This is a genomic window from Curvibacter sp. GW821-FHT01G03, from assembly GCF_059422285.1.
In genome coordinates this window covers 1-25,365 of sequence record NZ_JBWKWP010000028.1, presented here as the reverse complement: position 1 = coordinate 25,365, position 25,365 = coordinate 1, and the positions used below count along the sequence as shown (strand labels likewise).

The following is a 25,365-nucleotide window of genomic DNA, read 5'->3' as shown; positions in this document are numbered from 1 at the left end:
AGAGATTGCCATGCTTCGACCCTCTCGTCCCTTGAAGAACGCCCTGGTGCTGGCAGCCCTGACGGCCGGCCTGCAGGCGCTGGCGGCCGACTCCGCAGAGCCCCCCCAAGCCAAGGCCGCCGCGCCCCTGGTGCCTCAGGCCACACCCTGCCCCCAACCCGACGAATTGCAGGCCTCGGACCTGTACGGTCTGTGGCGGGCCGAGTTCGAACCCCAGGCCACCCCGGCCACCGTGCTGCTGGAGCGCCACCCCGATCTGGCGGGCAGCGTGCGGGGCTTGCTGCAGCGCGAAGGCGTGCGGGCCTGGGTCAGCGGCGACGTGGACAATGGCGACTTCACGCTCGAAGAATCCGCCAACGGGCGCAACATCTCGGCCACCTGGCTCGGTGAAATCAGCCCTGAAAGCTGCGGACGGGAAATCAAAGGCACATGGACCTCCGAAACACAGACTCAGAAACCGCTGCACTTTGTGCTCCGCAAGGTCGCCCGATGAGGTGGCCCACGCCCCTCCTTCTCGTCTTGCGCCGGGCCGCGGCCTCGGTGCCTGCGCTGCTGATGATGGGCCTGGCCGGCCCATTTCAGGCTCAGGCGCAGGTCGAGCCTGCCCCCCCGGGCGGCAGCCCCGCCACCGGCTGGCAGGCCTGCAAAGCATTGGCGCACGACCCGGCCGCCCGTCTGGCCTGCTTTGACGATTGGGCTGCCCAGCGTACGGCCCCGGCCCCCAGCCTGGCGGCCAAGCCAAGCGACAGCAGCACAGGCGCGGCCGCGGTGTCGCGCGAGCTGACGGTGTCACCCGGCGCACTGGCCAGCCAGCAGCCCAGCACCCGACCGGTCGACACCACCCTGCCGGCCACACGCATCATCACCGTGGGCAGCGACGCCGGCTGCCACGACCCGCAGTACTCGGAGCTGTCGCGCTTCTGGGAGCTGGAGGCGGGCAGCGACTGCGGCACCTTCGGCCTCCGGGGCTACCGCCCGATCAGCCTGTCGGTGATCGCCTCGGACAGCGTCAACACCCAGCCCAGTTCCCCCAGCGAGGGCCACACCCAGACCACGGCCATCGATTACCGGCGCACCGAGACCCGGCTTCAATTGTCGGTGCGCACCAAGATCGCGCAGGGCCTGTTGACACAGGGCCACCCCACCCTGAAAGACTCGCTGTGGTTTGGCTACACCCAGCAGTCGTACTGGCAGTTGTTCAGCCCCGAGATCTCGCGCCCCTTCCGCACCACGGACCACGAGCCCGAGCTGGTGTATGTGTACCCGAGCACCCTGGCCTTGCCCGGCGGCTGGCGCCTGCGCTACAACGGGCTGGGGCTGGTGCACCAGTCCAATGGCCAGAGCCTGCCGCTGTCGCGCAGCTGGAACCGCTATTACTGGATGGCGGGCGCCGAGCTGGACTCGCGCTGGCGCCTGCAGGGCCGGCTGTGGCGGCGCATCTCGGAGAGTGCGGCGAATGACGACAACCCCGGCATCAGCAACACCATCGGGCGCGGCGAGCTGTCGCTGGCCTGGAACAAGGACCTGGACAACACCTTGATTGCCACGGCACGGCATTCGCTGGGCTCGCAGGCGCGGGGCTCGGTGCGGCTGGAATGGCTCAAGGCGCTGGGCAACGGCCCGGCCACCGGCGGGCACAGCGGGCTGCGCCTGCACACCCAGTTGTTCAGCGGCTACGGGGACAGCCTGGTCGACTACAACCGCCGTCGGGTGGTGTTCAGCGTGGGCCTGAGCCTGGTCGACTTCTGAGCCAGATCAAGGCGTGGTGATCGTCAGCCCCGGGAAGGGCTGGCTGGTGTACGCTTGCGCGCCAACCAGCAGCGGCCCGAGGCACCCCGTGTTTTACGGGGGGTTTTACCGGCCTTTTCCAGCCATCAAACCGAAGCGCGCACACCACAATCAGATCAAGAGGACACACCGATGGATCTGCAATACCAACTCAAAGCCGGCAGCTACTATCTGTACGACATGAAGGAGCCGCCCAGCCCGTACACGGGTGAACGGCGTTTTCGCCTGAAGACGGACACCGTGGCCATCGCTTTTGACCGCAGCACCGGCGAACTGCACCAGCACGGCAGCCCGACCCGCATCCAGTCGTGGGCCACCGGTGCACGGCGGCGGCTGCGGGCAGCAGGCGCCATCGACATTGCCAACGACATCGTGGTGGTGTCGGGCCCTCTGCCTGTCGAGGAAATCAACAAGTGCATCGGGATCCAGGGCTACTGCCGGCGCCTGTTCCATCGCCTGCATGCCCTGCCCCACGGCAAGTTTCCCAAGGCCACGCCGCCCCGCCAAGGCCCGTTCAGCCAGCCGCAGTCGGCCTACGGCAAGTCGTCGACGGGCAACCGCAACACCCACTGACAACCCCGGCCTCCCCTCGGGCTGCCCCCCCCTGAAGGCGGGCCCCTGGTGCCGACGCACCGAGGTCAGCACAGGGCCTAGCATGCATCTTGCTATGGCTTTGGCATGCCCAACACCCTTCTTCCCTACATGGCACTGCCGGGCCGCCAGGCCAGCGGCACTGAAGCCCCTTGGGGCCGGCGGATGGCCCGGCACGCGGGGGAGCACCCATGATCCTGGACTTCTCCATCGTGCTGGCGCAGTGGCCGCTGCTGCTCAAGGGCCTGGCGCTGACCTGCCTGCTGACCTTGCTGACCGCGCCCCTGGGCGTGGCCCTGGGGGTGCTGTGCGCCTGGCTTCGCGCGCACGGCCCGGCCTGGCTGCGGGCCGGGGTGGCGACCTATGTGGAACTGGTGCGCAACACGCCCTTCATCATCCAGCTGTTCTTTTTGTTTTTCGGCTTGCCCTCGCTGGGCCTGCGCCTGTCGCCCGAGGTGGCCAGCGCGCTGGCCATGGTGCTGAACCTGGGCGCCTACGCCAGCGAGATCGCGCGCGCCGGCATTGAGGCCACGCCCCAGGGGCAGATCGAAGCAGCCCTGAGTCTGGCCATGAACCGCTGGCAGATTTTCACGCGGGTGGTGCTGCCACCCGCCCTGGCCCGCGTCTGGCCCGCGCTGGTGAGCCAGATGATCATCGTGATGCTGGGTTCGTCGGTGTGCGGGCAGATCTCGACCGAGGAGTTCTCTTTCGCCGCCAACCTGATCGCCAGCCGCACCTTCCGCAACTTCGAGGCCTACATCCTGGTCACCGGGGCCTACCTGGCCCTGGCGGTGGCCCTGCGCCACCTGCTGAACTGGTTCGGGCCGCGTTTCATCTTTGGCCGCTGAGGAGTCGCTGCGATGGTTGAGTTTTCTCTGTGGGACATCGCCCGGCACCTGCTGCTGGCCCTGCGCTGGACAGCCGGCCTGTCGCTGATTGCCTTTGTCGGCGGCGGAGCGGTCGGATTGGCCCTGCTGGTGGCTCGCACCGCCCGTTGGCCCGGGGCGCAGCGCGGCGTGGCGCTGTATGTGCAGTTGTTCCAGGGCACGCCGCTGCTGATGCAGCTGTTTCTGACCTATTTCGGCCTGGCCATGCTGGGTGTGGAGACCACGCCGCTGACGGCGGCCTCGCTGTGCCTGACCCTGTACGCCAGTGCCTACCTGACCGAGATCTGGCGCGGCTGTGTGGAATCCATCCCGCGCGGCCAGTGGGAAGCCTCCGCCAGCTTGGCGATGAGTTTTGGCGAGCAGTTGCGCCATGTGATCCTGCCGCAGGCCGCACGCCTGGCCATCGCACCCACCGTCGGCTTTCTGGTGCAGGTGATCAAAGGCACAGCCCTGGCCTCGGTGATCGGCTTTGTGGAGGTGACCAAGGCCGGCCAGATGATTGCCAATGCCACCTACCAACCGTTTCTGGTCTACAGCTGCGTGGGCCTGATGTATTTTGCGCTGTGCTTTCCGCTGTCATGGTGGAGCCGGCGCATCGAGCGCGCCCTGCGCCCCAAGCGCTGAAGCCCTCTCCACACTCACGCTTCACGCTCTTGCCGCCCCACCGGATCCCCGCCATGAATCTGCCAGAGACCGCCACCAACTCCACCCTGCCCCTGATCGACATCCGTGGGCTGCGCAAACGCTACGGCGACAACGAGGTGCTCAAAGGCATCGACCTGCAGATCCATCGCCGCGAGGTGGTGTGCATCATCGGCAAAAGCGGTTCGGGCAAAAGCACCCTGCTGCGCTGCATCAACGGCCTGGAGGTGTTTCAGGAGGGCGCGCTGACAGTGCACGGCCAGCCCTTGCAGCCCGACAACGCCCAGGCCATGCGTGAGCTGCGTCAGAACGTGGGCATGATCTTCCAGAGCTTCAACCTGTTCCCCCACCTGAGCGCCGGGCGCAATGTGATGCTGGCCCCCACCCTGGTCAAGGGCCTGCCGCAGGCCGAGGCGCGCCGACGCGCCGAGCTGTTGCTGGAGCGCGTGGGCCTGGGCAACAAGTTCGACAGCCTGCCGGAGCAACTGTCCGGCGGTCAGCAGCAGCGAGTGGCCATTGCCCGCGCGCTGGCCATGGACCCCGAGGTGTTGCTGTGCGATGAGGTGACCTCTGCCCTGGACCCCGAACTGGTGGGCGAGGTGCTGCAGGTGGTGGAAAGCCTGGCGGAGCAGGGCATGACCCTGGTGATGGTCACGCACGAGATGAACTTTGCCCGCAAGGTGAGCGACCGCATCATCTTCATGCACCAGGGCAAGGTGCATGAGGAGGGCCCGCCAGAAGCCTTGTTCAGCCAGCCGGCAACCCCCGAGCTGCGCCAGTTCCTGTCGGCCATGGGCTGATCCGCCTCAGGCGCCCTCCCCTGGGTCTGTCACGACCGTCCGACACGTGACACTTGCCAACCGTCGACAACCGTGTCACAAACACGGACAGCATTGAAACTTTTTGATACGAGAGCGCGCGCCCCCTTTCCGCGCTCTCCTTGGCGGGTGCCGTCACCTTCTGACCCCACCCGTGTTCTGTCCGTGGCCGTGTTCATTTCGCGATCGGAGTTGTCAATGAAGTTGTCCGACCTGAGGATTGGCGCCAAACTGGGCGCCGCATTCGCCGCCATCGTCGTGATGACGATGGCTCTGGGCATTTTTGCCTGGAGCCAGTTGGGCGCCATCAACAACAACGTGGTCGATCTGGCCAGCAACTGGCTGCCCTCGATACGGGTGCTGGGCGAGATACAGGACACCCTCGGCCAGATCCGACGGGCTGAAGGCCAGCATGTGATTGCCACCGCAGCCGAAGAAAAGAAGGCCCAGGAAGAAAGGATGCGCAAGCTGGTCCAGACCCTGGGCGAACAGGAAAAGCGCTACGAGGCCATGTTGACGCCCCCAGAAAGGCCGATTTACGCCGAGTACCAGCAACACCGCCAAAGCTACCTGGTCAGCTCTGAAAAGCTGGCGGCCTTGTCCGGCCAGGGTGAGGACAAGCTGGCCGACACGCGGGTCTATTTCAATGGCGAAGCCCGCAGCACCATGCAGGCCACCTTTGCCGACGTGCAAAAGCTCGCCGACATCAATCTGAAGGGCGCGGATGACTCGTTCCGCCGATCGCAAGATCGCTACACGCAGACCCTGGTGTGGGTGGCGGTGGCCGTGGCGCTGTCGCTGGTGCTGGCGGTGATGTTGGGGGTGCTGCTGACCCGGGCCATCGTGCGGCCCCTGGCCCAGGCGGTGAGCGTGGCCGAGCACCTGGCCGCCGGCGACCTGACGGTGGCGGTTGATGTGTCTGGCCAAGACGAAACCGGCGTGCTGCTCAAAGCCATGGCCCACATGCGCGACCAGTTCAGCCTGATCGTGCAGCGGGTGCGCAGCAATGCCGAGGGGGTGTCCAGCGCCAGCGCAGAAATTGCCATGGGGAATCAGGATCTGTCCAACCGAACCGAGCAGCAGGCCAGCGCCCTCGAACAAACGGCGGCTTCGATGGAAGAGTTGAACGCCACCGTGAAGCACAACGCCGACAATGCGCGCGGTGCCAATCAGCTGGCCCAGAGCGCCTCCCACGTGGCCAGCCAGGGTGGGCAGGTGGTGTCGGAGGTGGTCGACACCATGCGTGGCATCAATGACAGCTCGCGCCGCATTTCCGACATCATCAGCGTGATCGACGGGATCGCCTTCCAGACCAACATCCTGGCCCTGAATGCCGCGGTGGAGGCCGCTCGGGCCGGTGAGCAGGGACGGGGCTTTGCCGTGGTGGCCAGTGAAGTACGCAGCCTGGCCGGCCGCTCGGCCGAAGCAGCCAAGGAGATCAAGGCGCTGATTTCAGACAGCGTGGAGCGGGTGGGCCATGGCAGCACCCTGGTCGACAAAGCCGGCGCCACCATGGCCGACGTGGTGAGCTCGATCCGCCGGGTGACCGACATCGTGGGCGAGATCAGCGCCGCCAGTACCGAGCAGAGCTCGGGCGTGGCTCAGGTGGGCGAGGCCATCACCCACATGGACCAGGCCACTCAACAGAACGCAGCCATGGTGGAAGAGATGTCGGCCGCCGCCAATGCCTTGCGCACTCAGGCCGCCGAACTGGTGGAGGCCGTGGCGCAGTTCAAGATCACCAACGACCTGACACGTGCCAAGACAGCGCCCCAACCCCAGGCAACCCCCACCAGCCCCCGACCAGTCAGCCGGGGCCCGGCCATGGCCAAGCTGAGTCAGCCCAAAGTGCCTGCCCCGGCGTCGGCTCCGTCACCTGCGCTCAGCCACAGCAAAGGGAACGACGACTGGGAGAGTTTTTGTACCCCTCCCACGGAGGCCTGAGGCCCTGAGGCGCTGAATTTCAGGCGCTGTGCGCTGGCGCCACAGCAGGCCACAGCAGGCCGGTCAATTGCTGGGGCACTTCGTTGTCAAAGCTCATCAGCGCCTCGGGCGGCTGCGCCGCTGCCGCTGCCTGCAAGACCGCTGCCACCCGGGCCGTCTGCGGCTCGCTCGGCGGCGCCTGCAAGCGCAGCGCCAGTACTGCCAAGGTTTCACCCAGCAGCCGCTCGGAACCCAGAATGCTCCAGGCATAGTCAATCTCATAGCGCTCAACCGCTTGGCTCAGGCTCTCGCCATCCAGCCGGGCTTCCGCCGCGAAATCATTCAGGGTGCGGGTGCTGAGCATGCCCTGCAGTGCCTGGGCGTGGTCCTGGATGGAAAGGGTATCGACGACGACCATGAGGTGTCCTTTTGGAGGCGCGACGGCTGGCAATCCCACCAGCCAGGCCGACAGGCCCGACTGAGATGCCACAACAGCCAACGGGGCTGAAGACGGCACAGGGCCGACGCAGAAAAACAAAAAGCCATCCGGCAGGATGGCTGCATGGGTGAGGATCAAAACGAAAAAAGCCCTAAGCGTTTGAGTGCTTAGGGCTTTTTTGATGTCTTGGTGGCCTGGGACGGAATCGAACCATCGACACGCGGATTTTCAATCCGCTGCTCTACCAACTGAGCTACCGGGCCTGCTGAGAGATAAATTATAGCAAGCTTTTTTGAGGCAAAAACGAAAAACCCTCAAATTGCATTTTTTTTGCTGCGCGACAGGTCGACGCCGAGCTGGCGCAACTTGCGGTACAGGTGGGTGCGCTCAAGCCCGGTCTTTTCGGCGACGCGGGTCATGGAGCCGTTTTCTTGCAGCAAGTGGAATTCGAAATAGGCTTTCTCGAAGCCATCGCGCGCTTCGCGCAGGGGCTTGTCCAGATCAAACAACTGCTGGGCCTGGGTCTGCACTTCGACCATCAGGGTGACGGGGTGGGCCTGGGCTTCGATTCTGGGTTCTGGCGCGTTGACCACCGGGACTGCGGTCTTGCGCAACTGGTTGCGGGCCAGGCCCTGCTCCACCGCCTTCAGCAGCTTTTGCAAGGTGATGGGCTTTTCGAGAAAGGAGAAAGCCCCGATGCGGGTGGCCTCGACGGCGGTGTCGATGGTGGCGTGGCCGCTCATCATGATCACGGGCATGGACAACAGGCCTCCGGCCGCCCACTCCTTGAGGAGGCTGACGCCGTCGGTGTCAGGCATCCAGATGTCGAGCAGGACCAGGTCGAACTCATCGCGCTGCCGTGCGTTGCGGGCTTGCGAAGCGTTTTCGGCAAGTTCGACGTTGTGGCCCTCATCGTTGAGGATTTCGGACAGCAGATCCCGGATGCCCAGTTCGTCGTCGACCACCAGTATGTTTGCCATGATTGAAAGAAAGCGGTTCCAGGGAAGATGTTGCGTCAGGCAGCGGATGCCGGCGCAGTGGCGAATGATAGCGACACTTGAGCCCCGGCGATGTTGTCGCCGCTCATGTGATTGGAGAGATCGATCCGTGCGCCATGCTCGTCTGCGATTTTCTTGACCACTGCAAGTCCCAGGCCAGTGCCTTTGGACTTGGTGGTGACATAGGGCTCGAAGGCCCGCTTGAGGATGTAGTCAGGAAAGCCGGTGCCATGATCGCGCACCAGCAAGCGCACCCGGCGCGAGCTTTCGCCCCAACGGGTGCGGATCTCAACCGGCTGTCGGTCCGCGACGGGCACGCCCTCGGTAGCGTCCTGCGCATTCTGCAACAGGTTGTGGATGACCTGGCGCAGCTGCTGGGCGTCACCCAACACAGGCAGGCAGCGCGGATCGAGTTCAGCACGCACGGGCACGGAGGCATTCTCAGGGCCATACAGGTGCAGGATGTCCTGCACCAGGGCATTGAGGTCCAGGGGCTTGAGCTCGGCGGCGGGCAAGCGGGCGTAGTCGCGGAACTCGTTGACCAGGCGCTTCATGCCGTCCACCTGGTCCACGATGGTCTTGACGGATTTGGTGAGCACGGCCTGCTCGGGCGCGGCCAGCTTGCCGTTGAGCTTCATTTCGAGGCGTTCGGCCGACAGCTGGATGGGGGTCAGCGGGTTCTTGATTTCATGGGCCAGGCGGCGCGCCACCTCGCCCCAGGCCTGGGCACGCTGGGCCGAAACGATTTCAGAGATGTCGTCAAACACCAGCAAACGAGCCGACCCGGGCATCTCAGCCCCCCGGGCCACCAAGGTGATCATGCCGGCAGCAGCACCGTTTTGTCCGTCGGGCAGTTCAAAGGATTGCTGCCAGTGGTCCAGCCCGTGCTGCTGGGCGTTTTCGCCCAGAAAAGCGTCGAACTGACTCTGCACACGCTGGGCAAAATTTTCCAGGCTGGGCACGGCGGCCAGCGGGCGACCTTCGTAGGCAGCGAGTGGCACTTTGAGAATGCGGGTCGCGCCTGGGTTGGAAGACTGGATCTGCCCTTGTGCGTCCAGCACGATCACCCCAGCCGTGAGGTTGTCCAGGATGGTCTGCAGATTGGCCCGGGCGGTGCTGACCTGCCGCATGCTTTTTTCAACCGTGGCACGGGCATCGGCCAATTGCTGGGTCATGTCGGCAAACGAACGGGTAAGCCCGCCCAACTCGTCGCGGCCTTGCAATACGGCCTTGGGGCTGAGGTTGCCGGCCGCCACTTCGCGCACGCCTTCGGCCAGCACCAGCAGGGGTCGGGCCAGTTGGTTGCCCAGCAGCACGGCGAGCAGCACGGCACCAAACACCGCCAGAAACAGGCTCAGCGTGAGGGTGCCGATGTACATGCGGCGCAGGCCCGATCGGGCCAGGGCACGCTCCTGGTACTCGCGGTAGGCCTCTTGGACGGCCAGTGCATTGGCCACCAAGGTCGGCGGCAAGGGCACGGAGACCTGCAGAAAGCGCGATTCGGACAACAGACCCAGGCTGGAGGAGTTGACCAGCGCCATGGCGCGGATGCGGGCATTGTTGATGGCGGCATCGTTGGCTGGGTCGTCCAGGCCTTCGATCTGGGCCACGGCGCGCTGCTTGCGCACGTTGCGGATGTTCTGCACCGAGGGGCGCTCGGGGTTGAGCTGGAAGCGCGACTGCCCCACGCTGGCCACCAGTTGCCCCGAGGCGCTCCAGAGCACCACGTCGCTGGCCCCCAACTGGTCCCGGATCTTCTCCAGTACCAGACCGGCGGTGGCGTCGGGAACATCGGTGAGCTGGGAGCCCGCGGCCCGGGTCTTGTTGGCCAGATCGTTGGACAGGGTGTCGAGCGTGGCACGCCCCAGGCTCACGCCGGCATCCAGCGCGCCTTCGACTTTGACATCAAACCAGCTTTCGATCGAACGCGATACGAACTGGTAGGACACGACATAGATCAGCACGCCAGGCACAAAGCCCACCAGGGCAAAGATGGCAGCCAGCTTGACCAGCAGCCGGCTGCCGAAGCGCCCGCGCCGCAGCCGCTGATACAGGCGCAGGGCGATCCACAGGATGGCGGACAGCAAGGCGCCCGCCACGATGAGGTTGATCACGAACAGGCGCAGGTAGTTGCGCTCGTACAGAGCCCGGTTGTTGGTCGCCTGGGTGAGCAGGAACAGCAGCAGGATGCCGATGATGACCATCATGGCAATGCCGATGCCGACAGTCCAACGGGCGGTGCGGGTACTGAACAGGGAGTGTCTGTCGAGGCCCGGCCTGGGCACGGTGCTCATTTGGCGGGCTCCGTCAGCAGGCGCTGGTGGCGGCTGGTGGCCAGGTTCCAGTCGGTCCGACCGGTCACGCCCAGCTGAAAGGGGCGGGGCAATTGCGAGACATCGAGGCGGAAACGGAAGTCGACGCTGTGGCGGGCGTCGTTGTCGAGGGTGGCCGCATCGGCGATGCGCCAACGGGAAATGCGTTGCACAGCGCCAAGCGCCTCGTCCAGGTCTTCGAAGCTCTGGCCCAGGCTCACACCCAGGCCAGAATTGGAAATCGGGGTGGGCGCCATCTGCAGGCGCCAGCGGCGCGTCAGGGGCTGGTAGGCCAGGCGCATGTACCGGGCCACGCCGACGACGCGCTGGTCATACCAGTACCAGCGATCCCGCAGCACTTCGGCCTCGGCCACGAAGTACAGCGGGATGCCTTTGGCCGCCGCATCGGCGACCAACTGGGGCAGGTCAAAACGCACGTTGGCCGACAGGAAAAGCCCCTCTTCGGTGCGGTCCAGCCGCATTTGGGCGACTTCGATCTCGGGCGTGTCGGCCCAAGCCGGCCGAATGCACCAAAAAAAGGCAGCCAGCAGCCATCCCGCGAGAAAGACGATCCGGTCAATCTGCGCGTTTTTCGAGCAAGGCGTAGAAAAATCCGTCGTGGTCACGGAGCCCATTGTCCCGGACGGGATCCCCCTTACGCGCCGTGCGGGGAATTAAATGCCCGGGCGATGGGCTTAAAGCGGCGTCGGTGTTGTGTGCAAGAAACGTTTGAATCTGCAATTCGCCCTCGGCGCGGAAGACGGAGCAGGTGCAATAAAGCAGGCGGCCACCGGGGCGAACCAGCGGCCACAGCAAGGACAACAAGGCGGCCTGGATGATGGCGAGTTGGCCGATGTCGCTTTCGCGGCGCAGCCAACGCACATCGGGATGACGTCGCACAATGCCCGACGCGGTGCAAGGCGCGTCCAGCAAGATGCCGTCATATGGCAGTTTCTGGCCGTTTTCCGGCCACCAGAGTTCAGGATCGCGTGCGTCAGCGGCGACCACGCGGGCATGCAGGCCCAGGCGCGACAGGTTCTGGTGGATGCGCTCACAGCGACGGGCGTCGATGTCCAGGGCCGTGACGTCACAGTCGGCCAGCTCGAGCAGGTGCGCCGTCTTGCCGCCTGGGGCGGCACAGGCATCCAGCAGACGCAGGCGCTGCCCCGCGTGAGCGGGTGCCAAGCCGTCCAGCAGCAAGGGAGCCGCCAGTTGGGCTCCGGCATCCTGCACCGACACATCACCCGCATCGAAACCGGGCACCTCGGTCACAGGGCGGGCCTGCTCCAACATGACGGCGGGGCCGCCCAGGGCCTCGGCCGCAATGCCTGCGGTGGCCAGGCGCTGCAGGTAGGCCGACACAGTGGTATGCCGCTGGTTGACGCGCAAGGTCATGGGCGCCTGGGTGGCATTGGTGCGCAGGATCTCCTGCCAGTGACGGGGGTGATCCTGACGCAGGCGGTCGATCCACCATCGTGGATGGTTCCATTGCGCCATCGGTTCGCGGGCTGTGGCCTCGACCAAGGCATCGCGCTCACGCAGGAATCGGCGCAGGCAGGCATTGATGAAGGACGATTGGGGCCGAATGGCCGGCAGGCGCTTGGCCGCCTCGACGGCCTGATCGACCAGCGTGAACATTTCGTAGGGGGCGTCCTGCTCGCGCCAGCCCAAGGCCAGCGCCGTGCACAACAGGGCATCGGCCAGCGCCGGGGGGTTTCGCGGGGCGAGCTTGCGTCGCAAGGCTTCAGCCTGGCCCAGCCAGCGCAGCACATGGAACAGCAGCGCCTGCACGCCCGGACGCAACTCGGCTGGCACCGCCTCGATGGCCGTGGTGGCCGAGGCGCCTGAGCGAACCTCGGCCAAGGCCACGGCGACGGCCTGCAGCTGCTGCCACAGAGGGACGGAGCCGCTGTAGTCGCCTGACTTCAGGCTGGCATTCAAATCAATTTTTTTGTAGTTGCTTGTCATAAAGACCGTGCTGCCCTGTAGGCAAAAACCCAGGCCAGCAATATCGCCGGAAACTGGCGGATGGCTTGGTTGTACCGTTGCACCGCTTCGTTGAAAACATCCACGGCGGCCTGATCCTGAAGCAGCATCTGTTCCCAGTGGGCACTCAGCACCTGGGGCAGGCGCGGCACGCCAGCGTCGTCATCGGCCAGCACCTGTCGGATCGCCATGCGAAAGACGGTCCAGGCGGATGACAGTGAGCCCAGCGGCTCAGAGTTCAGGGGACCGAGCTTGGCCGCCTGCAGGCAGGCGCGAAACTGGGCCACGGCGGGCTGGAGGATGTGCAAATCGGGCCGCCCCTGTTCGGCGGCGTCGGCGGCCGCTGCGGGGGCCGGCGCATCTTGGGGGCTGTGCAGCCATTGCACTTCGATCCATGCCAGGTGCTTGAGCCACTGCGACTCAAGCAAACTGAATGCCTGAACGGCGGCCACACGCAGGCGCACCAGGCGGTTGTAGGCACCGACGGCCCAGAACAGGAGCACGGCAACCGTGATCCAGACCCCGATCGGCAGGTCAAGCAACCCTTCCAAGGACATGGCAGGCTCCACGCATTCCAAAGGCTAGTGTCAGATGAAAAACGCCCCAGTCCCATCGTTGAATGGGGCTGGGGCGCTGATCGCTCACGCGTCAAAGAGCGTGATTACTCCGAGGCAGCACCCTCGGCTTCGGCGCTGGCGTCCTGGCTGGCAGCCAGATCAGCGGCTTCGGCTTCTGCAATGGAGCGGCGCTCGGCTTCGTCCATGGCGTCCTTGGCCTTGCGAGCCTGGTGGTAAGCCAAACCGGTACCGGCCGGGATCAGGCGACCCACGATGACGTTTTCCTTCAGGCCACGCAGCTCGTCGCGCTTGCCCATGATGGCAGCCTCGGTGAGCACGCGGGTCGTTTCCTGGAACGACGCGGCCGAGATGAAGGAGTCGGTCGACAGCGAGGCCTTGGTGATCCCCAGCAACAGGTTGCTGTAGGTGGCAGGCACCTTGTTGTCGCGCTGCAGGGCCTCATTGGTGTTGAGGATTTCCGAGCGCTCGACTTGCTCGCCGGCAATGTAGTTCGACTCGCCAGTGTTCTCGACGACCACACGACGCAGCATCTGGCGAACGATCACTTCAATGTGCTTGTCGTTGATCTTCACGCCTTGCAAGCGGTACACGTCCTGCACTTCGTCGACGATGTAGCGGGCCAGCTCTTCCATGCCCAGCAGGCGCAGGATGTCTTGCGGGTCGGCCGGGCCGTCCACAATCGATTCGCCCTTGTTGACCACCTGGCCTTCGTGCACCAGGATGTTCTTTTCCTTGGGCACGAGCTCTTCGAACACACGGCCTTCCGGATCGGTGATCTGCAGACGGACCTTGCCCTTGGTTTCCTTGCCGAACGACACGGTACCGGTCATTTCGGCCAGGGTGCCCTTGTCCTTGGGGGTACGGGCTTCGAAGAGTTCGGCCACACGCGGCAGACCGCCGGTGATGTCGCGGGTCTTCTGACCTTCGATTGGGATACGGGCCAGCACCTCGCCAGGACCCACGTCCTGGCCGTCGCGCACCTGGATCAGAGCGCCGACCTGGAAGCCGATGGTCACCGAGTGGTCGGTGCCCGGGATCTTGACTTCCTGGCCTTGGGCATCAATCAGCTTGACCTGCGGACGCACCACCTTGGCCGAGCCACGACGCTTGGGATCGATCACCACCAGGGTGGACAGACCGGTCACTTCGTCGACCTGCTTGGCAACGGTCAGACCCTCTTCGACGTTCTCGAATTTCACCTGACCGGCGAACTCGGTGATGATCGGGCGGGTCAGCGGATCCCAATTGGCAAGGATGGTGCCAGCCTTGATGGTCTGGTCGGCCTTCACCGTCAGGGTCGCGCCGTAAGGCACCTTGTGGCGTTCACGCTCGCGGCCATGCTCGTCCTGGATGATGATTTCACCCGAACGTGCAATCACCACCAGTTCACCCTTGGTGTTGCTCACGTAGCGCATCGTGGCATTGAAGCCGATGATGCCGTTGGACTTGGCTTCCACGCTGGAGGCGATGGCAGCACGCGAAGCGGCGCCACCGATGTGGAAGGTACGCATGGTCAGCTGGGTACCCGGCTCACCGATGGACTGGGCAGCAATCACACCCACGGCTTCGCCGAGGTTGATCAGGCCGCCACGGCCCAAGTCGCGGCCATAGCACCTGGCGCACAGACCGTAGCGGGTTTCGCAGATCAGGGCGGTGCGAACCTTCACTTCGTCGACGCCAGCGGCTTCGAGGTCTTCGATCAGGTCTTCGTCCAGCATGCTGCCAGCCACAGCCAGCACAGCGCGGGTTTCCGGGTGCAGCACGTCTTCAGCAGCGGTGCGGCCCAGGATACGGTCACGCAGCGATTCGATGACTTCACCGCCTTCGACGATGGCGCGCATCAGCGAACCATTGGTGGTGCCGCAGTCGTCTTCGGTGACCACCAGATCCTGCGTCACGTCGACCAGTCGACGGGTCAGGTAACCCGAGTTAGCCGTCTTCAGCGCCGTATCCGCCAGACCCTTACGGGCACCGTGGGTGGAGATGAAGTACTGCAACACGTTCAGACCTTCACGGAAGTTCGCCGTGATGGGGGTCTCGATGATGGAGCCGTCAGGCTTGGCCATCAGACCCCGCATCCCTGCGAGCTGACGGATCTGGGCGGCAGAACCACGGGCGCCGGAGTCAGCCATCATGTAAATCGAGTTGAACGATTCCTGATCGACTTCCTTGCCGTGACGGTCAATGGTCCTTTGCTTGGCCAACTGGGCCATCATGACCTTGGAGACTTCGTCACCCGACTTGCCCCAGATGTCCACCACCTTGTTGTAGCGTTCACCAGCGGTCACCAGACCGGAGACGTACTGCTGTTCGATCTCCTTCACCTCGCGCTCGGAGCGCTCGATGATGCCTTGCTTCTCTGGTGGCACCAGCATGTCGTCGATGCAGATCGAGATGCCGGCGCGGGTGGCCAGACGGAAACCGTTTTGCAGCAGCTTGTCGGCGAAGACCACGGTTTCCTTCAGACCGCACTTGCGGAAGGAGACGTTGATCAGCTTCGAGATTTCCTTCTTCTTGAGCGCCTTGTTGATGTTGGCAAAAGGCAGGCCCTTGGGCAGGATCTCGGACAGCAGTGCGCGGCCAGCAGTGGTCTCGACCAGCTTGGTGTCAGGCACGAATTCGCCGGTGGCCTTGTCCTTGTTCCACTCGGTGATACGCACGGTGACGCGGGCGGTCAGCTCGACCTGGCCTGCATCAAAGGCACGTTGCACTTCGGGCACATCGGAGAACACCAGGCCTTCGCCCTTGGCGTTGATGCGGTCACGGGTCGTGTAGTACAGACCCAGCACCACGTCTTGCGAGGGCACGATCGAGGGTTCGCCCGAGGCGGGGAACAGCACGTTGTTGGAGGCCAGCATCAGCGTGCGGGCTTCCATCTGGGCTTCCACCGACAGCGGGACGTGGACAGCCATCTGGTCACCGTCAAAGTCGGCGTTGAAGGCCGCGCAGACCAGCGGGTGCAGTTGAATGGCCTTGCCTTCGATCAGGATGGGTTCGAAGGCCTGGATGCCCAGACGGTGCAGCGTAGGCGCACGGTTGAGCATGATCGGGTGTTCCTTGATGACTTCTTCAAGGATGTCCCAAACCACCGGCGTGCCGGATTCAACTTCCTTCTTGGCTGCCTTGATGGTGGTGGCAATGCCCATCGCCTCGAGGCGCGAGAAGATGAAAGGCTTGAACAGTTCCAGCGCCATCAGCTTGGGCAGACCGCACTGGTGCAACTTCAGGGTCGGGCCCACGGTAATGACCGAACGACCCGAGTAGTCGACGCGCTTGCCCAGCAAGTTCTGACGGAAACGACCGCTCTTGCCCTTGATCATGTCGGCCAGCGACTTGAGAGCACGCTTGTTGGCACCGGTCATGGCCTTGCCACGGCGGCCGTTGTCGAGCAGCGAGTCGACGGCTTCCTGCAACATCCGCTTTTCGTTGCGGGCGATGATTTCAGGGGCCTTCAGCTCCAGCAGGCGACGCAGACGGCTGTTGCGGTTGATGACGCGGCGGTACAGGTCGTTCAGGTCGGAGGTGGCGAAACGGCCACCATCCAGCGGCACCAGCGGACGCAGGTCCGGCGGCAACACGGGCAGCACTTCGAGCACCATCCACTCGGGCTTGATGCCCGACTTCTTGAAGGCTTCGAGCACCTTGAGGCGCTTGGCGTTCTTCTTGACCTTGACTTCAGAGCCGGTCAGGTCGCCGCGCAGGCGTTCGATCTCGGTGTCGATGTCAATCGCCTCCAGCAGATCCTTGATGCCTTCGGCGCCCATCTTGGCGATGAATTCATCGCCGTATTCCTTGCGCTTGGCGTCGTAGTCGTCCTCGGACATGATGCTGAACTTCTTCAGCGGGGTCATGCCGGGGTCGGTCACCACGTAGGCTTCGAAGTACAACACGCGTTCGATGTCGCGCAGCGTCATGTCGAGCACCAGGCCCAGACGCGATGGCAGCGACTTCAGGAACCAGATGTGGGCGCAAGGCGCGGCCAGGTCGATGTGACCCATGCGTTCACGACGCACCTTGGTCTGGGTGACTTCAACGCCGCACTTTTCGCAGATCACGCCACGGTGCTTGAGGCGCTTGTACTTGCCGCACAGGCACTCGTAGTCCTTGATGGGGCCGAAGATCTTGGCGCAAAACAGGCCATCACGCTCGGGCTTGAAGGTGCGGTAGTTGATGGTTTCTGGCTTTTTCACCTCACCGAAAGACCAGGAACGGATCTTCTCAGGCGAAGCCATGCCGATGCGGATGGCATCGAAATGCTCATCGGGCGTGAATTGCTTGAACAGGTCGAGTAGCGATTTCATGTGACTCTTTCCTTTTCAAATTAAGAACGTTCGAGTTCGATGTCCAGGCCCAGGGAACGGATTTCCTTGACCAGCACATTGAACGACTCCGGCATGCCGGCTTCGATGGCGTGTTCGCCCTTGACGATGCTTTCGTACACCTTGGTACGACCTTGCACGTCATCGGACTTGACGGTGAGCATTTCCTGCAGAACGTAGGCGGCGCCGTAAGCTTCCAGCGCCCACACTTCCATTTCCCCGAAACGCTGACCACCGAACTGGGCCTTGCCGCCCAACGGTTGCTGCGTGACCAGGGAGTACGGGCCGGTGGAACGGGCGTGCATCTTGTCGTCGACCAAGTGGTGCAGCTTCAAGAAGTGCATGTAGCCGATGGTGGTCGGACGCTCGAACGGTTCACCTGTGCGGCCGTCGATCAGGTTGGCCTGGGTGCGTGCAGCGGTCAGGCCCTTGGTGGCAGCGATGTCGTCCGGGTAGGCCAGTTTCAGCATGGCGCGGATGTCCTCTTCGGCGGCACCGTCGAACACCGGGCTGGCGAAAGGCACGCCAGTCTTGAGGTTCTCGGCCATCTCGATGACGTCTTGGTCGCTCAGTTGGGACAGGTCTTCCTTGCGGCCATGTGCGTTGTACAGCTCTTCGAAGAACTTGCGCAGTTCAGCCAGACGGCTTTCAGCCTGCAGCATGTTGCCGATGCGCTGGCCAATGCCCTTGCCGGCCCAGCCCAAGTGGACTTCAAGCACCTGACCCACGTTCATCCGCGAAGGCACACCCAGCGGGTTCAGAACGATGTCGGCAGGGGTGCCGTCGGCCATGTAGGGCATGTCTTCGACCGGAACGATCTTGGACACCACACCCTTGTTACCGTGACGGCCGGCCATCTTGTCACCCGGCTGCAGACGACGCTTGACGGCCAGGTACACCTTGACCATCTTCAGCACGCCAGCAGGCAGTTCGTCGCCCTGGGTCAACTTCTTGCGCTTTTCTTCAAAAGCCAGGTCGAAGCTGTGACGGGTCTGCTCCAGCGAATTCTTGATGGATTCGAGCTGGGTGGCGACTTCGTCTTCAGCCGGACGGATATCGAACCAGTGGAACTTCTCGACCGAGCTCAGGTAAGCCTTGTCGAGCTTGGTGCCCTTGGCCAGCTTTTGCGGGCCGCCATTGGCAACGCGGCCGGTGAGCAGCTTTTCGATACGGTCGAAAGCGTCGGCCTCAACGATGCGCAACTGGTCGTTCAGGTCCAGGCGGAAGCGCTTGAGTTCATCGTCAATGATCTGCTGGGCACGCTTGTCGCGGGTGATGCCTTCACGGGTGAACACCTGCACATCGATCACGGTGCCTTGCGAGCCCTGATCCACACGCAGCGAAGTGTCCTTCACGTCGGAAGCCTTCTCACCGAAGATGGCACGCAGCAGCTTCTCTTCAGGCGTCAGCGTGGTTTCACCCTTGGGGGTGACCTTGCCCACCAGCACGTCGCCGGGTTGCACTTCGGCGCCGACGTAGATGATGCCCGACTCGTCGAGGCGGTTCAGCTGCTGTTCAGACAGGTTCGGGATGTCACGGGTGATTTCTTCAGCGCCCAGCTTGGTGTCACGGGCCATCACCACCAGTTCCTCGATGTGGATCGAGGTGTAGCGGTCGTCGGCCACCACGCGTTCGGAGATCAGGATCGAGTCTTCGAAGTTGTAGCCGTTCCAGGGCATGAAAGCGATCAGCATGTTCTGGCCGATGGCAATTTCACCCAGGTCGGTCGAGGCACCGTCAGCAATCACGTCACCCTTGGCCAGCTTGTCGCCACGCTTGACGATCGGACGCTGGTGGATGTTGGTGTTCTGGTTGGAACGCTGATACTTGATGAGGTTGTAGATGTCCACACCCACTTCACCGGCCACGGCTTCGTCGTCGTTCACACGCACCACAATGCGGGTAGCGTCGACGTAATCCACCACGCCACCACGGGTGGCAGTGACCACGGTGCCCGAGTCGACAGCTGCCACGCGCTCGATCCCGGTCCCCACCATGGGCTTCTCGGGACGCAGCACCGGCACGGCCTGACGCGACATGTTGGCACCCATCAAAGCGCGGTTCGCATCATCGTGCTCGAGGAACGGAACCAGCGAGGCAGCGACCGACACGATCTGGGCGGGCGACACGTCCATGTACTGCACGCGCTCGGCGCTCAGCAAGGTCGATTCACCCTTTTCACGGGCCGACACCAGGTCACCCGTCAGACGGCCTTCGGCGTCCAGAGTGGCATTGGCCTGGGCGATCACGTACTTGCCTTCTTCGATGGCCGACAGGTAATCGATCTGGTCGGTCACCTTGCCGTCCACCACGCGACGGTACGGGGTTTCGATGAAACCGTACTCGTTGAGGCGGGCGTACAGCGCCAGGGAGTTGATCAGACCGATGTTCGGACCTTCAGGCGTTTCAATCGGGCAGACGCGACCGTAGTGGGTCACGTGCACGTCACGCACTTCGAAGCCGGCGCGTTCGCGGGTCAAGCCACCCGGGCCAAGGGCCGACACACGGCGCTTGTGGGTGATTTCGGCCAGCGGGTTGGTCTGGTCCATGAACTGCGACAGCTGCGAGGCACCGAAGAACTCCTTGAGAGCCGCGGAAATCGGCTTGGAGTTGATCAGGTCGTGCGGCATCAGCGGCTCTTGCTCAGCCTGACCCAGACGTTCCTTCACGGCCTTTTCGATGCGAGCCAGACCTGTGCGGTATTGGTTCTCAGCCAGTTCACCCACGCAACGCACGCGGCGGTTGCCCAAGTGGTCGATGTCGTCGACTTCGCCATTGCCGTTGCGCAGATCCACCAGGATCTTGACCACAGCCAGGATGTCTTCGTTGGTCAGCACCATCGGACCCGTCGACTCTTCGCGACCGATCTTGGCGTTGAACTTCATGCGCCCGACGCGCGACAGATCGTAGGTGTCGGGGTTGTAGAACAGGCGCTGAAACAGAGCCTGCACAGCGTCTTCGGTGGGCGGCTCGCCTGGGCGCATCATGCGGTAGATGGCCACACGGGCAGCGAACTCGTCGTTGGTTTCGTCCGTGCGCAGGGTCTGCGAGATGTACGGACCTTGGTCCAGTTCATTCGTGTAGATGCACTGCAGATCGAGGATGCCGGCGCTGCGCAGCTTCTTCAGCAGCGCTTCGGTCAGCTCATCGTTGGCCTTGGCCAGAATTTCGCCAGTGTCGCCGTCCACGATGTTGCGAGCCACAACGCGGCCGATCAGGAAGTCTTCAGGCACGCTGACATGGGTGGTGCCCGATTGCTCGAGCTCACGGGTGTGGCGCGCCGTGATGCGCTTGTCCTTGGCCACCACCACCTTGCCGGACTTGTCGGTGATGTCAAAACGAGCCACCTCGCCGCGCAGGCGCTCGGGCACGAATTCCATCTGTGCACCGCTGTCCATCAGGCGGAAATTGTCGTTGACAAAGAAGTTGGCCAGGATCGACTCAGGGTTCAGGCCGATGGCCTTGAGCAGAGTCGTGACCGGCATCTTGCGACGGCGGTCCACGCGGAAGTACAGCAGGTCTTTGGGATCGAATTCGAAGTCGAGCCAGGAGCCGCGGTAAGGAATCACGCGGGCCGAGAACAGCAACTTGCCCGAACTGTGGGTCTTGCCCTTGTCGTGCTCGAAGAACACACCAGGCGAACGGTGCAACTGAGACACGATCACGCGCTCAGTGCCGTTGATGATGAACGAGCCCTTGTCGGTCATCAGGGGCACTTCGCCCATGTAGACCTCTTGCTCCTTCACTTCCTTGACCACCTTGGACTGGGCGCTGGAAGATTCGCGGTCGTAAATGATCAACTGAACTTTGGCGCGCACAGCCGATGCGAAGGTCAAACCACGGGTTTGGCATTCACGAACATCGAACGCGGGTTTGGCGAGGTTGTACTCGACAAACTTCATCTCCACGAAACCGTTGTGCGAGACGATGGGGAAGGCAGCCTGAAAAGCGGCCTGCAGACCTTCGTTGGTGCGTTTCTGGGGGGCAACATCTGCTTGCAGGAATGCAGTGTAGGCATCCTTCTGCATCTGCAGCAGGTAAGGCACTTCGAGCACGCTGTCGCGGCTGCCGAAACTTTTGCGGATTCGCTTGCGTTCGGTGTATGAATAGGCCATGAAATCTCCGGGCAAAGACATGAGTCCTGGGTCTTCGACGACTGGACCCGCGGGACGGTGGTGCACGCTGGGCACACACGTGCGGGCTTGGCGGTTGGCCACTACCAACCATGGCTGACGGCGATGCATTGCACATCACCCGGACCAAGGCATCTTCTGCTGTCGGGGTCAGAAGACACTCAAAAGCTGCCAGTCTGCAGCTTTTGGGTGCGCTCTGTGAGACGCATCCAATAAGCACCAAAGGCTGGAGGCCCTTTGTGAGCACTCCAGCCTCTGAGCGAGACCCAATTACTTGAGTTCGACCTTGGCGCCAGCTTCTTCCAGCTTCTTCTTGGCAGCTTCGGCGTCGGCCTTGGCAATGCCTTCCTTGACGGCCTTGGGAGCGCCGTCGACCAGGTCCTTGGCTTCCTTCAGACCCAGGCCGGTGATTTCACGCACGGCCTTGATGACGGACACCTTGTTGGCGCCAGCTTCGAGCAGAACGACGTTGAATTCGGTCTTCTCTTCAACGACAGCAGCAGCAGCGCCGCCACCAGCAGCAGGAGCGGCCATGGCGGCAGCGCTCACGCCAAACTTCTCTTCGATGGCCTTGACCAGGTCGTTGAGTTCGAGGACCGTCATGCTGTCGAGAGCGGTCAGAAATGCGTCTTTATCGAATGCCATTTTTAAATTCCTAACAATTGGTTCAAGGTTGCTGTGGGCTCAAGCAGCCACAGCAGCTTCTTCGGTTGCGCCTTCGCCTTTTTTGGCCGCCAAAGCACCCAGCACCACGGCGGTGCGGGAGATCGGGGACATCAGCAAGCCACACAACTGGGCCAGCAACACTTCCTTCGACGGAATGTTGGCCAGTTGCTTAACGCCGTTCACATCCAGGGCTTTACCTGCGAAAGCGCCGCCGCGAATCACCAACTTGTCGTTGGTCTTCGCGAAATCGGCCACCACCTTAGCGGCAGCCACAGCGTCTTCGGAGAAGCCATAGATCAGCGGACCAGTCATCTGGTCGGCGACAACGTCAAACTGGCTGCCAGCCACAGCACGACGGGCCAGGGTGTTCTTCAGAACACTCAGGCTCACGCCCTTGCTGCGAGCATCAACGCGCAGTTTGGTCATGTCAGCGACCGTGATGCCACGGTATTCCGCGATCACGAGCGTTTGAGCTTTAGCGGCGAGGCTGGTCACTTCGGAAATGACCGCTTCTTTCTCACTGCGATTCAGACTCAAGGTCTACTCCTTCAAAATGCGTCTCAGGATCACTCCTTCGACGCGCCTTAGTGCAGCGACCAACTGTTTTGGAAAATTTCCATCTGCAGCGGGATCGCCATCTGCGCTGGCCCCTCGGGTATTAAGTGATGGCCTTTCAGCCCCCACACCAGCGGTCTTGGATGGCCCTGCGATCTCTTTCAAGACCTCAGGCCCACCACACCAGAGGACTGACGTCCCCTGACGATTTCTTGCTCGAAGCGATCAGGCTGCGATGGTTTGGGTGTCGACGCGAACGCCCACGCCCATGGTCGACGACACGGCAACCTTGCGCAGGTAAACACCCTTGCTGGTCGCTGGCTTGGCCTTGTTCAGTGCATCCACGAGAGCAGCCAGGTTGCCCTGGAGCTTGTCGGTGTCGAACGAACGACGGCCGATGGTGGAGTGAACGATACCGGCCTTGTCGACGCGGAATTGCACCTGACCAGCCTTGGCGTTGCGCACAGCGGTGGCAACGTCGGGGGTCACGGTACCCACCTTGGGGTTAGGCATCAAACCGCGCGGGCCCAGGATCTGACCCAGAGTACCGACGATGCGCATGGCATCGGGGGCAGCAATCACGATATCGAAGGGCATGTCACCAGCCTTCACCTGGGCAGCCAGGTCGTCCATGCCAACCACGTCAGCGCCAGCGGCCTTGGCTTCTTCAGCCTTGGCACCTTGGGCGAACACAGCCACACGCTTGGTCTTGCCGGTACCGTTGGGCAGCACCACGGCGCCACGAACGACTTGATCCGACTTCTTAGCGTCAATGCCAAGCTGCACAGCCACGTCGATGGACTCATCGAACTTGGCGGTAGCATGCTCTTTCACCAGGGTGATGGCGTCGTTCAGCGCGTACAGCTTGTTGCTGTCAACCTTGCCTTGCAGGGCTTTTGCTTTTTTGGTGAGCTTAGTCATCACAGACCCTCCACCGTCACGCCCATGGAGCGTGCGGAACCAGCGATGGTACGAATTGCGGCATCAACGCTGGCTGCGTTCATGTCCTTCATCTTGGTCTTGGCGATTTCTTCGAGCTGAGCGCGAGTGATCTTGCCAACCTTGTCGCTGTGCGGACGAGCAGAGCCCTTGTCCAGCTTGATGGCCTTCTTGATCAAAGTCGTCGCAGGCGGCGTCTTGATGATGAAGGTGAAGCTCTTGTCAGCGAACGCGGTGATGACCACGGGCAGCGGCAGACCTGGCTCAACACCTTGAGTCTGAGCGTTGAACGCCTTGCAGAACTCCATGATGTTCAGGCCGCGTTGACCCAGTGCCGGGCCGATCGGTGGGGACGGGTTGGCCTTGCCAGCTGGCACTTGCAGCTTCACAAAACCGACGATTTTCTTCGCCATGCTTTACTCCTTGCGGGTCAAACGCCATGCAGGTCAAGCAACCAGCACATGGCTTCCCGGGGTTAACGACTCTGAATTTGACGTTGTACCGAGTCGGGTGGCACAACAACCGGCAAGCCGGAGAAACTCAGGTCTTTTCGACCTGCGTGAACTCGAGCTCAACAGGCGTGGCACGACCAAAGATGGTCACAGACACACGAACCTTGCTCTTTTCATAGTTCACTTCTTCCACCGAGCCATTGAAGTCGGTGAAAGGACCTTCCTTGACACGAACCAGTTCGCCAACCACAAACTCAACCTTGTGGCGTGGCTTGTCCGTGCCTTCTTGCATCTGGCTGACGATCTTCTGAACTTCTTCTTCAGAGATTGGAGCAGGACGGTTCTTGGCCCCACCCACAAAGCCAGTCACCTTGTTGGTGTGCTTCACCAAATGCCAGGACTCATCGTCCATCACCATCTCGACCAGCACGTAGCCAGGGAAAAAGCGGCGCTCAGTGGTTTTGCGCTGGCCATTCTTCATTTCAACCACTTCTTCGGTCGGAACGAGAATGCGCCCAAACTTGTGCTGCATGCCAGCACGGTTGATACGCTCTGTGATGTTGCGTTCAACCGCCTTTTCCATACCCGAATAGGCATGGACAACATACCAACGCAGATCGGGATTGGTGGGGGTGGCAGCCACCGGGGCCACCGAGTTGTCAACAGCGTCAGTCATTATCGTTTCCACCCCAGAATCAAGTCGTAGAACAACCACTCAAGGGTCTTGTCGGTGAACCACAAGAACAAAGCCATGATCACGACAAAGCCAAAAACATACGCAGTAATCTGAATGGCCTCTTTGCGGGTAGGCCAGACAACCTTGCGCACTTCACGCACAGCCTCTCGGCCGAATGCAACCAACTGGCGGCCCGACTCCGAGGTCAGGAACACAGCACCTGCAGCGACCAAACCCACAATCAGTGCAGCCCACTGCGCCAACGCGCCCTGTTGAGTCAGCAGATAGAACGCCACCAAGGCCGCAAGCACCAATGCGCCTGCAGCCACGAGCTTGGCCTTGTCGGCCCCTGTGTTGACAGTTTCAACCTGTGAAGTTGCCATGATGGGCTGGATTCCGCTTCAAATTTGTTGCGTGTCCTGAGACACAGAAGCCCGTCAGGGCTTGACGGGCTTTTGATGCCACCTTCAGGTGGCAGGGGCAGTAGGAATCGAACCTACAACCTTCGGTTTTGGAGACCGACGCTCTGCCAATTGAGCTATACCCCTCCGAGACAATTACTCGATAATGGTCGCAACCACGCCGGCGCCCACAGTCTTGCCACCTTCACGGATGGCGAAACGCAGACCTTCTTCCATGGCGATGGGGTTGATCAGCTTCACA

The 25,365-nt window shown here is 62.6% G+C and carries 22 protein-coding genes and 2 tRNA genes; 7 read left to right on the top strand and 17 right to left on the bottom strand.

Annotation, left to right across the window (positions count from 1 at the left end):
- Positions 1 to 10 precede the first annotated feature (10 nt).
- The 7 genes from AC07VS_RS26935 (at position 11) to AC07VS_RS26905 (ending at position 6,670) form a co-directional block, all read left to right on the top strand.
- Entirely contained in the window at positions 11 to 493 is a 483-nt protein-coding gene (locus AC07VS_RS26935; protein WP_494752497.1) for a hypothetical protein, read from the top strand.
- On the top strand, positions 490 to 1,749 hold the full coding sequence (locus tag AC07VS_RS26930; protein WP_494752496.1) for a phospholipase A: 1,260 nt from the start codon (positions 490 to 492) through the stop codon (positions 1,747 to 1,749). Before AC07VS_RS26935 ends, AC07VS_RS26930 begins: the two co-directional genes overlap by 4 nt.
- Positions 1,750 to 1,920: 171 nt before the next feature.
- A complete protein-coding gene (locus tag AC07VS_RS26925) occupies positions 1,921 to 2,361 on the top strand; it encodes a hypothetical protein (RefSeq protein ID WP_492350370.1) in 441 nt (146 codons plus the stop codon).
- Positions 2,362 to 2,570: 209 nt separating this feature from the next.
- Positions 2,571 to 3,227: an amino acid ABC transporter permease gene (locus AC07VS_RS26920; RefSeq protein WP_492350369.1), complete on the top strand. Its 657-nt coding sequence runs from the start codon at positions 2,571 to 2,573 to the stop codon at positions 3,225 to 3,227.
- A 12-nt stretch (positions 3,228 to 3,239) separates the two neighbouring features.
- Positions 3,240 to 3,890 (top strand): amino acid ABC transporter permease, encoded by a 651-nt coding sequence (locus AC07VS_RS26915; protein WP_492350368.1) that lies wholly within the window; start codon positions 3,240 to 3,242, stop codon positions 3,888 to 3,890.
- Between the two features lie 53 nt (positions 3,891 to 3,943).
- Positions 3,944 to 4,708: an amino acid ABC transporter ATP-binding protein gene (locus tag AC07VS_RS26910; RefSeq protein WP_492350367.1), complete on the top strand. Its 765-nt coding sequence runs from the start codon at positions 3,944 to 3,946 to the stop codon at positions 4,706 to 4,708.
- Between the two features lie 216 nt (positions 4,709 to 4,924).
- Positions 4,925 to 6,670 (top strand): methyl-accepting chemotaxis protein, encoded by a 1,746-nt coding sequence (locus AC07VS_RS26905; RefSeq protein WP_494752495.1) that lies wholly within the window; start codon positions 4,925 to 4,927, stop codon positions 6,668 to 6,670.
- Between the two features lie 19 nt (positions 6,671 to 6,689).
- Here AC07VS_RS26905 and AC07VS_RS26900 read toward each other — a convergent pair whose 3' ends face one another.
- The 17 genes from AC07VS_RS26900 to AC07VS_RS26820 all read right to left on the bottom strand — a co-directional run.
- Positions 6,690 to 7,067, bottom strand: coding sequence for a hypothetical protein (locus tag AC07VS_RS26900; RefSeq protein ID WP_492350365.1), 378 nt, complete (start codon positions 7,065 to 7,067; stop codon positions 6,690 to 6,692).
- A 208-nt stretch (positions 7,068 to 7,275) separates the two neighbouring features.
- Positions 7,276 to 7,351, bottom strand: a tRNA-Phe gene (locus AC07VS_RS26895).
- Positions 7,352 to 7,402: 51 nt separating this feature from the next.
- Entirely contained in the window at positions 7,403 to 8,068 is a 666-nt protein-coding gene (locus AC07VS_RS26890; protein WP_492350720.1) for a response regulator, read from the bottom strand.
- Positions 8,069 to 8,103: 35 nt separating this feature from the next.
- Positions 8,104 to 10,380, bottom strand: a complete 2,277-nt coding sequence (locus AC07VS_RS26885; RefSeq protein ID WP_494752494.1) for a sensor histidine kinase — start codon at positions 10,378 to 10,380, stop codon at positions 8,104 to 8,106.
- A complete protein-coding gene (locus AC07VS_RS26880; protein WP_494752493.1) occupies positions 10,377 to 10,880 on the bottom strand; it encodes a DUF4390 domain-containing protein in 504 nt (167 codons plus the stop codon). The genes AC07VS_RS26885 and AC07VS_RS26880 overlap by 4 nt, the downstream gene beginning before the upstream one ends.
- Before the next feature lie 94 nt (positions 10,881 to 10,974).
- Positions 10,975 to 12,366: a 16S rRNA (cytosine(967)-C(5))-methyltransferase RsmB gene (rsmB, locus tag AC07VS_RS26875; RefSeq protein ID WP_492350717.1), complete on the bottom strand. Its 1,392-nt coding sequence runs from the start codon at positions 12,364 to 12,366 to the stop codon at positions 10,975 to 10,977.
- The gene (locus AC07VS_RS26870; protein WP_492350716.1) at positions 12,363 to 12,941 is read right to left on the bottom strand and encodes a LemA family protein; all 579 of its coding nucleotides are present in this window, start codon (positions 12,939 to 12,941) and stop codon (positions 12,363 to 12,365) included. The genes rsmB and AC07VS_RS26870 overlap by 4 nt, the downstream gene beginning before the upstream one ends.
- A 104-nt stretch (positions 12,942 to 13,045) precedes the next feature.
- Positions 13,046 to 17,263 (bottom strand): DNA-directed RNA polymerase subunit beta', encoded by a 4,218-nt coding sequence (gene rpoC / locus AC07VS_RS26865; protein ID WP_492350715.1) that lies wholly within the window; start codon positions 17,261 to 17,263, stop codon positions 13,046 to 13,048.
- Between the two features lie 20 nt (positions 17,264 to 17,283).
- Entirely contained in the window at positions 17,284 to 21,396 is a 4,113-nt protein-coding gene (rpoB, locus tag AC07VS_RS26860) for a DNA-directed RNA polymerase subunit beta (RefSeq protein WP_492350714.1), read from the bottom strand.
- A 288-nt stretch (positions 21,397 to 21,684) separates the two neighbouring features.
- The gene (gene rplL / locus AC07VS_RS26855) at positions 21,685 to 22,059 is read right to left on the bottom strand and encodes a 50S ribosomal protein L7/L12 (protein ID WP_492350713.1); all 375 of its coding nucleotides are present in this window, start codon (positions 22,057 to 22,059) and stop codon (positions 21,685 to 21,687) included.
- Between the two features lie 39 nt (positions 22,060 to 22,098).
- Entirely contained in the window at positions 22,099 to 22,617 is a 519-nt protein-coding gene (gene rplJ, locus AC07VS_RS26850) for a 50S ribosomal protein L10 (protein ID WP_027477533.1), read from the bottom strand.
- A gap of 243 nt (positions 22,618 to 22,860) precedes the next feature.
- Entirely contained in the window at positions 22,861 to 23,556 is a 696-nt protein-coding gene (gene rplA, locus AC07VS_RS26845; RefSeq protein WP_492350712.1) for a 50S ribosomal protein L1, read from the bottom strand.
- Positions 23,556 to 23,987 (bottom strand): 50S ribosomal protein L11, encoded by a 432-nt coding sequence (rplK, locus tag AC07VS_RS26840; RefSeq protein WP_019577992.1) that lies wholly within the window; start codon positions 23,985 to 23,987, stop codon positions 23,556 to 23,558. The genes rplA and rplK overlap by 1 nt, the downstream gene beginning before the upstream one ends.
- Before the next feature lie 127 nt (positions 23,988 to 24,114).
- Positions 24,115 to 24,702, bottom strand: coding sequence for a transcription termination/antitermination protein NusG (gene nusG / locus AC07VS_RS26835; RefSeq protein ID WP_492350711.1), 588 nt, complete (start codon positions 24,700 to 24,702; stop codon positions 24,115 to 24,117).
- Positions 24,702 to 25,085: a preprotein translocase subunit SecE gene (gene secE, locus AC07VS_RS26830; protein ID WP_027477536.1), complete on the bottom strand. Its 384-nt coding sequence runs from the start codon at positions 25,083 to 25,085 to the stop codon at positions 24,702 to 24,704. Before secE ends, nusG begins: the two co-directional genes overlap by 1 nt.
- A gap of 89 nt (positions 25,086 to 25,174) precedes the next feature.
- Positions 25,175 to 25,250, bottom strand: a tRNA-Trp gene (locus tag AC07VS_RS26825).
- A 9-nt stretch (positions 25,251 to 25,259) separates the two neighbouring features.
- A partial coding sequence (locus AC07VS_RS26820) for an EF-Tu C-terminal domain-related protein (RefSeq protein ID WP_494750434.1) occupies positions 25,260 to 25,365 on the bottom strand: 106 nt, incomplete at its 5' end.

Excerpts from the sequence above, each read along its gene's own strand:
- AC07VS_RS26885 (WP_494752494.1), bottom strand. The coding sequence starts at position 10,380 with ATGAGCACCGTGCCCAGGCCGGGCCTCGACAGACACTCCCTGTTCAGT.
- AC07VS_RS26870 (WP_492350716.1), bottom strand. The coding sequence starts at position 12,941 with ATGTCCTTGGAAGGGTTGCTTGACCTGCCGATCGGGGTCTGGATCACG.
- nusG (WP_492350711.1), bottom strand. The coding sequence starts at position 24,702 with ATGACTGACGCTGTTGACAACTCGGTGGCCCCGGTGGCTGCCACCCCC.
- rsmB (WP_492350717.1), bottom strand. The coding sequence starts at position 12,366 with ATGACAAGCAACTACAAAAAAATTGATTTGAATGCCAGCCTGAAGTCA.
- AC07VS_RS26925 (WP_492350370.1), top strand. The coding sequence starts at position 1,921 with ATGGATCTGCAATACCAACTCAAAGCCGGCAGCTACTATCTGTACGAC.
- AC07VS_RS26920 (WP_492350369.1), top strand. The coding sequence starts at position 2,571 with ATGATCCTGGACTTCTCCATCGTGCTGGCGCAGTGGCCGCTGCTGCTC.
- rpoB (WP_492350714.1), bottom strand. The coding sequence starts at position 21,396 with ATGGCCTATTCATACACCGAACGCAAGCGAATCCGCAAAAGTTTCGGC.
- AC07VS_RS26915 (WP_492350368.1), top strand. The coding sequence starts at position 3,240 with ATGGTTGAGTTTTCTCTGTGGGACATCGCCCGGCACCTGCTGCTGGCC.
- AC07VS_RS26880 (WP_494752493.1), bottom strand. The coding sequence starts at position 10,880 with ATGCGGCTGGACCGCACCGAAGAGGGGCTTTTCCTGTCGGCCAACGTG.
- rplK (WP_019577992.1), bottom strand. The coding sequence starts at position 23,987 with ATGGCGAAGAAAATCGTCGGTTTTGTGAAGCTGCAAGTGCCAGCTGGC.
- AC07VS_RS26905 (WP_494752495.1), top strand. The coding sequence starts at position 4,925 with ATGAAGTTGTCCGACCTGAGGATTGGCGCCAAACTGGGCGCCGCATTC.
- rpoC (WP_492350715.1), bottom strand. The coding sequence starts at position 17,263 with ATGAAATCGCTACTCGACCTGTTCAAGCAATTCACGCCCGATGAGCAT.
- AC07VS_RS26900 (WP_492350365.1), bottom strand. The coding sequence starts at position 7,067 with ATGGTCGTCGTCGATACCCTTTCCATCCAGGACCACGCCCAGGCACTG.
- AC07VS_RS26890 (WP_492350720.1), bottom strand. The coding sequence starts at position 8,068 with ATGGCAAACATACTGGTGGTCGACGACGAACTGGGCATCCGGGATCTG.
- secE (WP_027477536.1), bottom strand. The coding sequence starts at position 25,085 with ATGGCAACTTCACAGGTTGAAACTGTCAACACAGGGGCCGACAAGGCC.
- AC07VS_RS26935 (WP_494752497.1), top strand. The coding sequence starts at position 11 with ATGCTTCGACCCTCTCGTCCCTTGAAGAACGCCCTGGTGCTGGCAGCC.
- rplA (WP_492350712.1), bottom strand. The coding sequence starts at position 23,556 with ATGACTAAGCTCACCAAAAAAGCAAAAGCCCTGCAAGGCAAGGTTGAC.
- rplL (WP_492350713.1), bottom strand. The coding sequence starts at position 22,059 with ATGGCATTCGATAAAGACGCATTTCTGACCGCTCTCGACAGCATGACG.
- AC07VS_RS26930 (WP_494752496.1), top strand. The coding sequence starts at position 490 with ATGAGGTGGCCCACGCCCCTCCTTCTCGTCTTGCGCCGGGCCGCGGCC.
- AC07VS_RS26910 (WP_492350367.1), top strand. The coding sequence starts at position 3,944 with ATGAATCTGCCAGAGACCGCCACCAACTCCACCCTGCCCCTGATCGAC.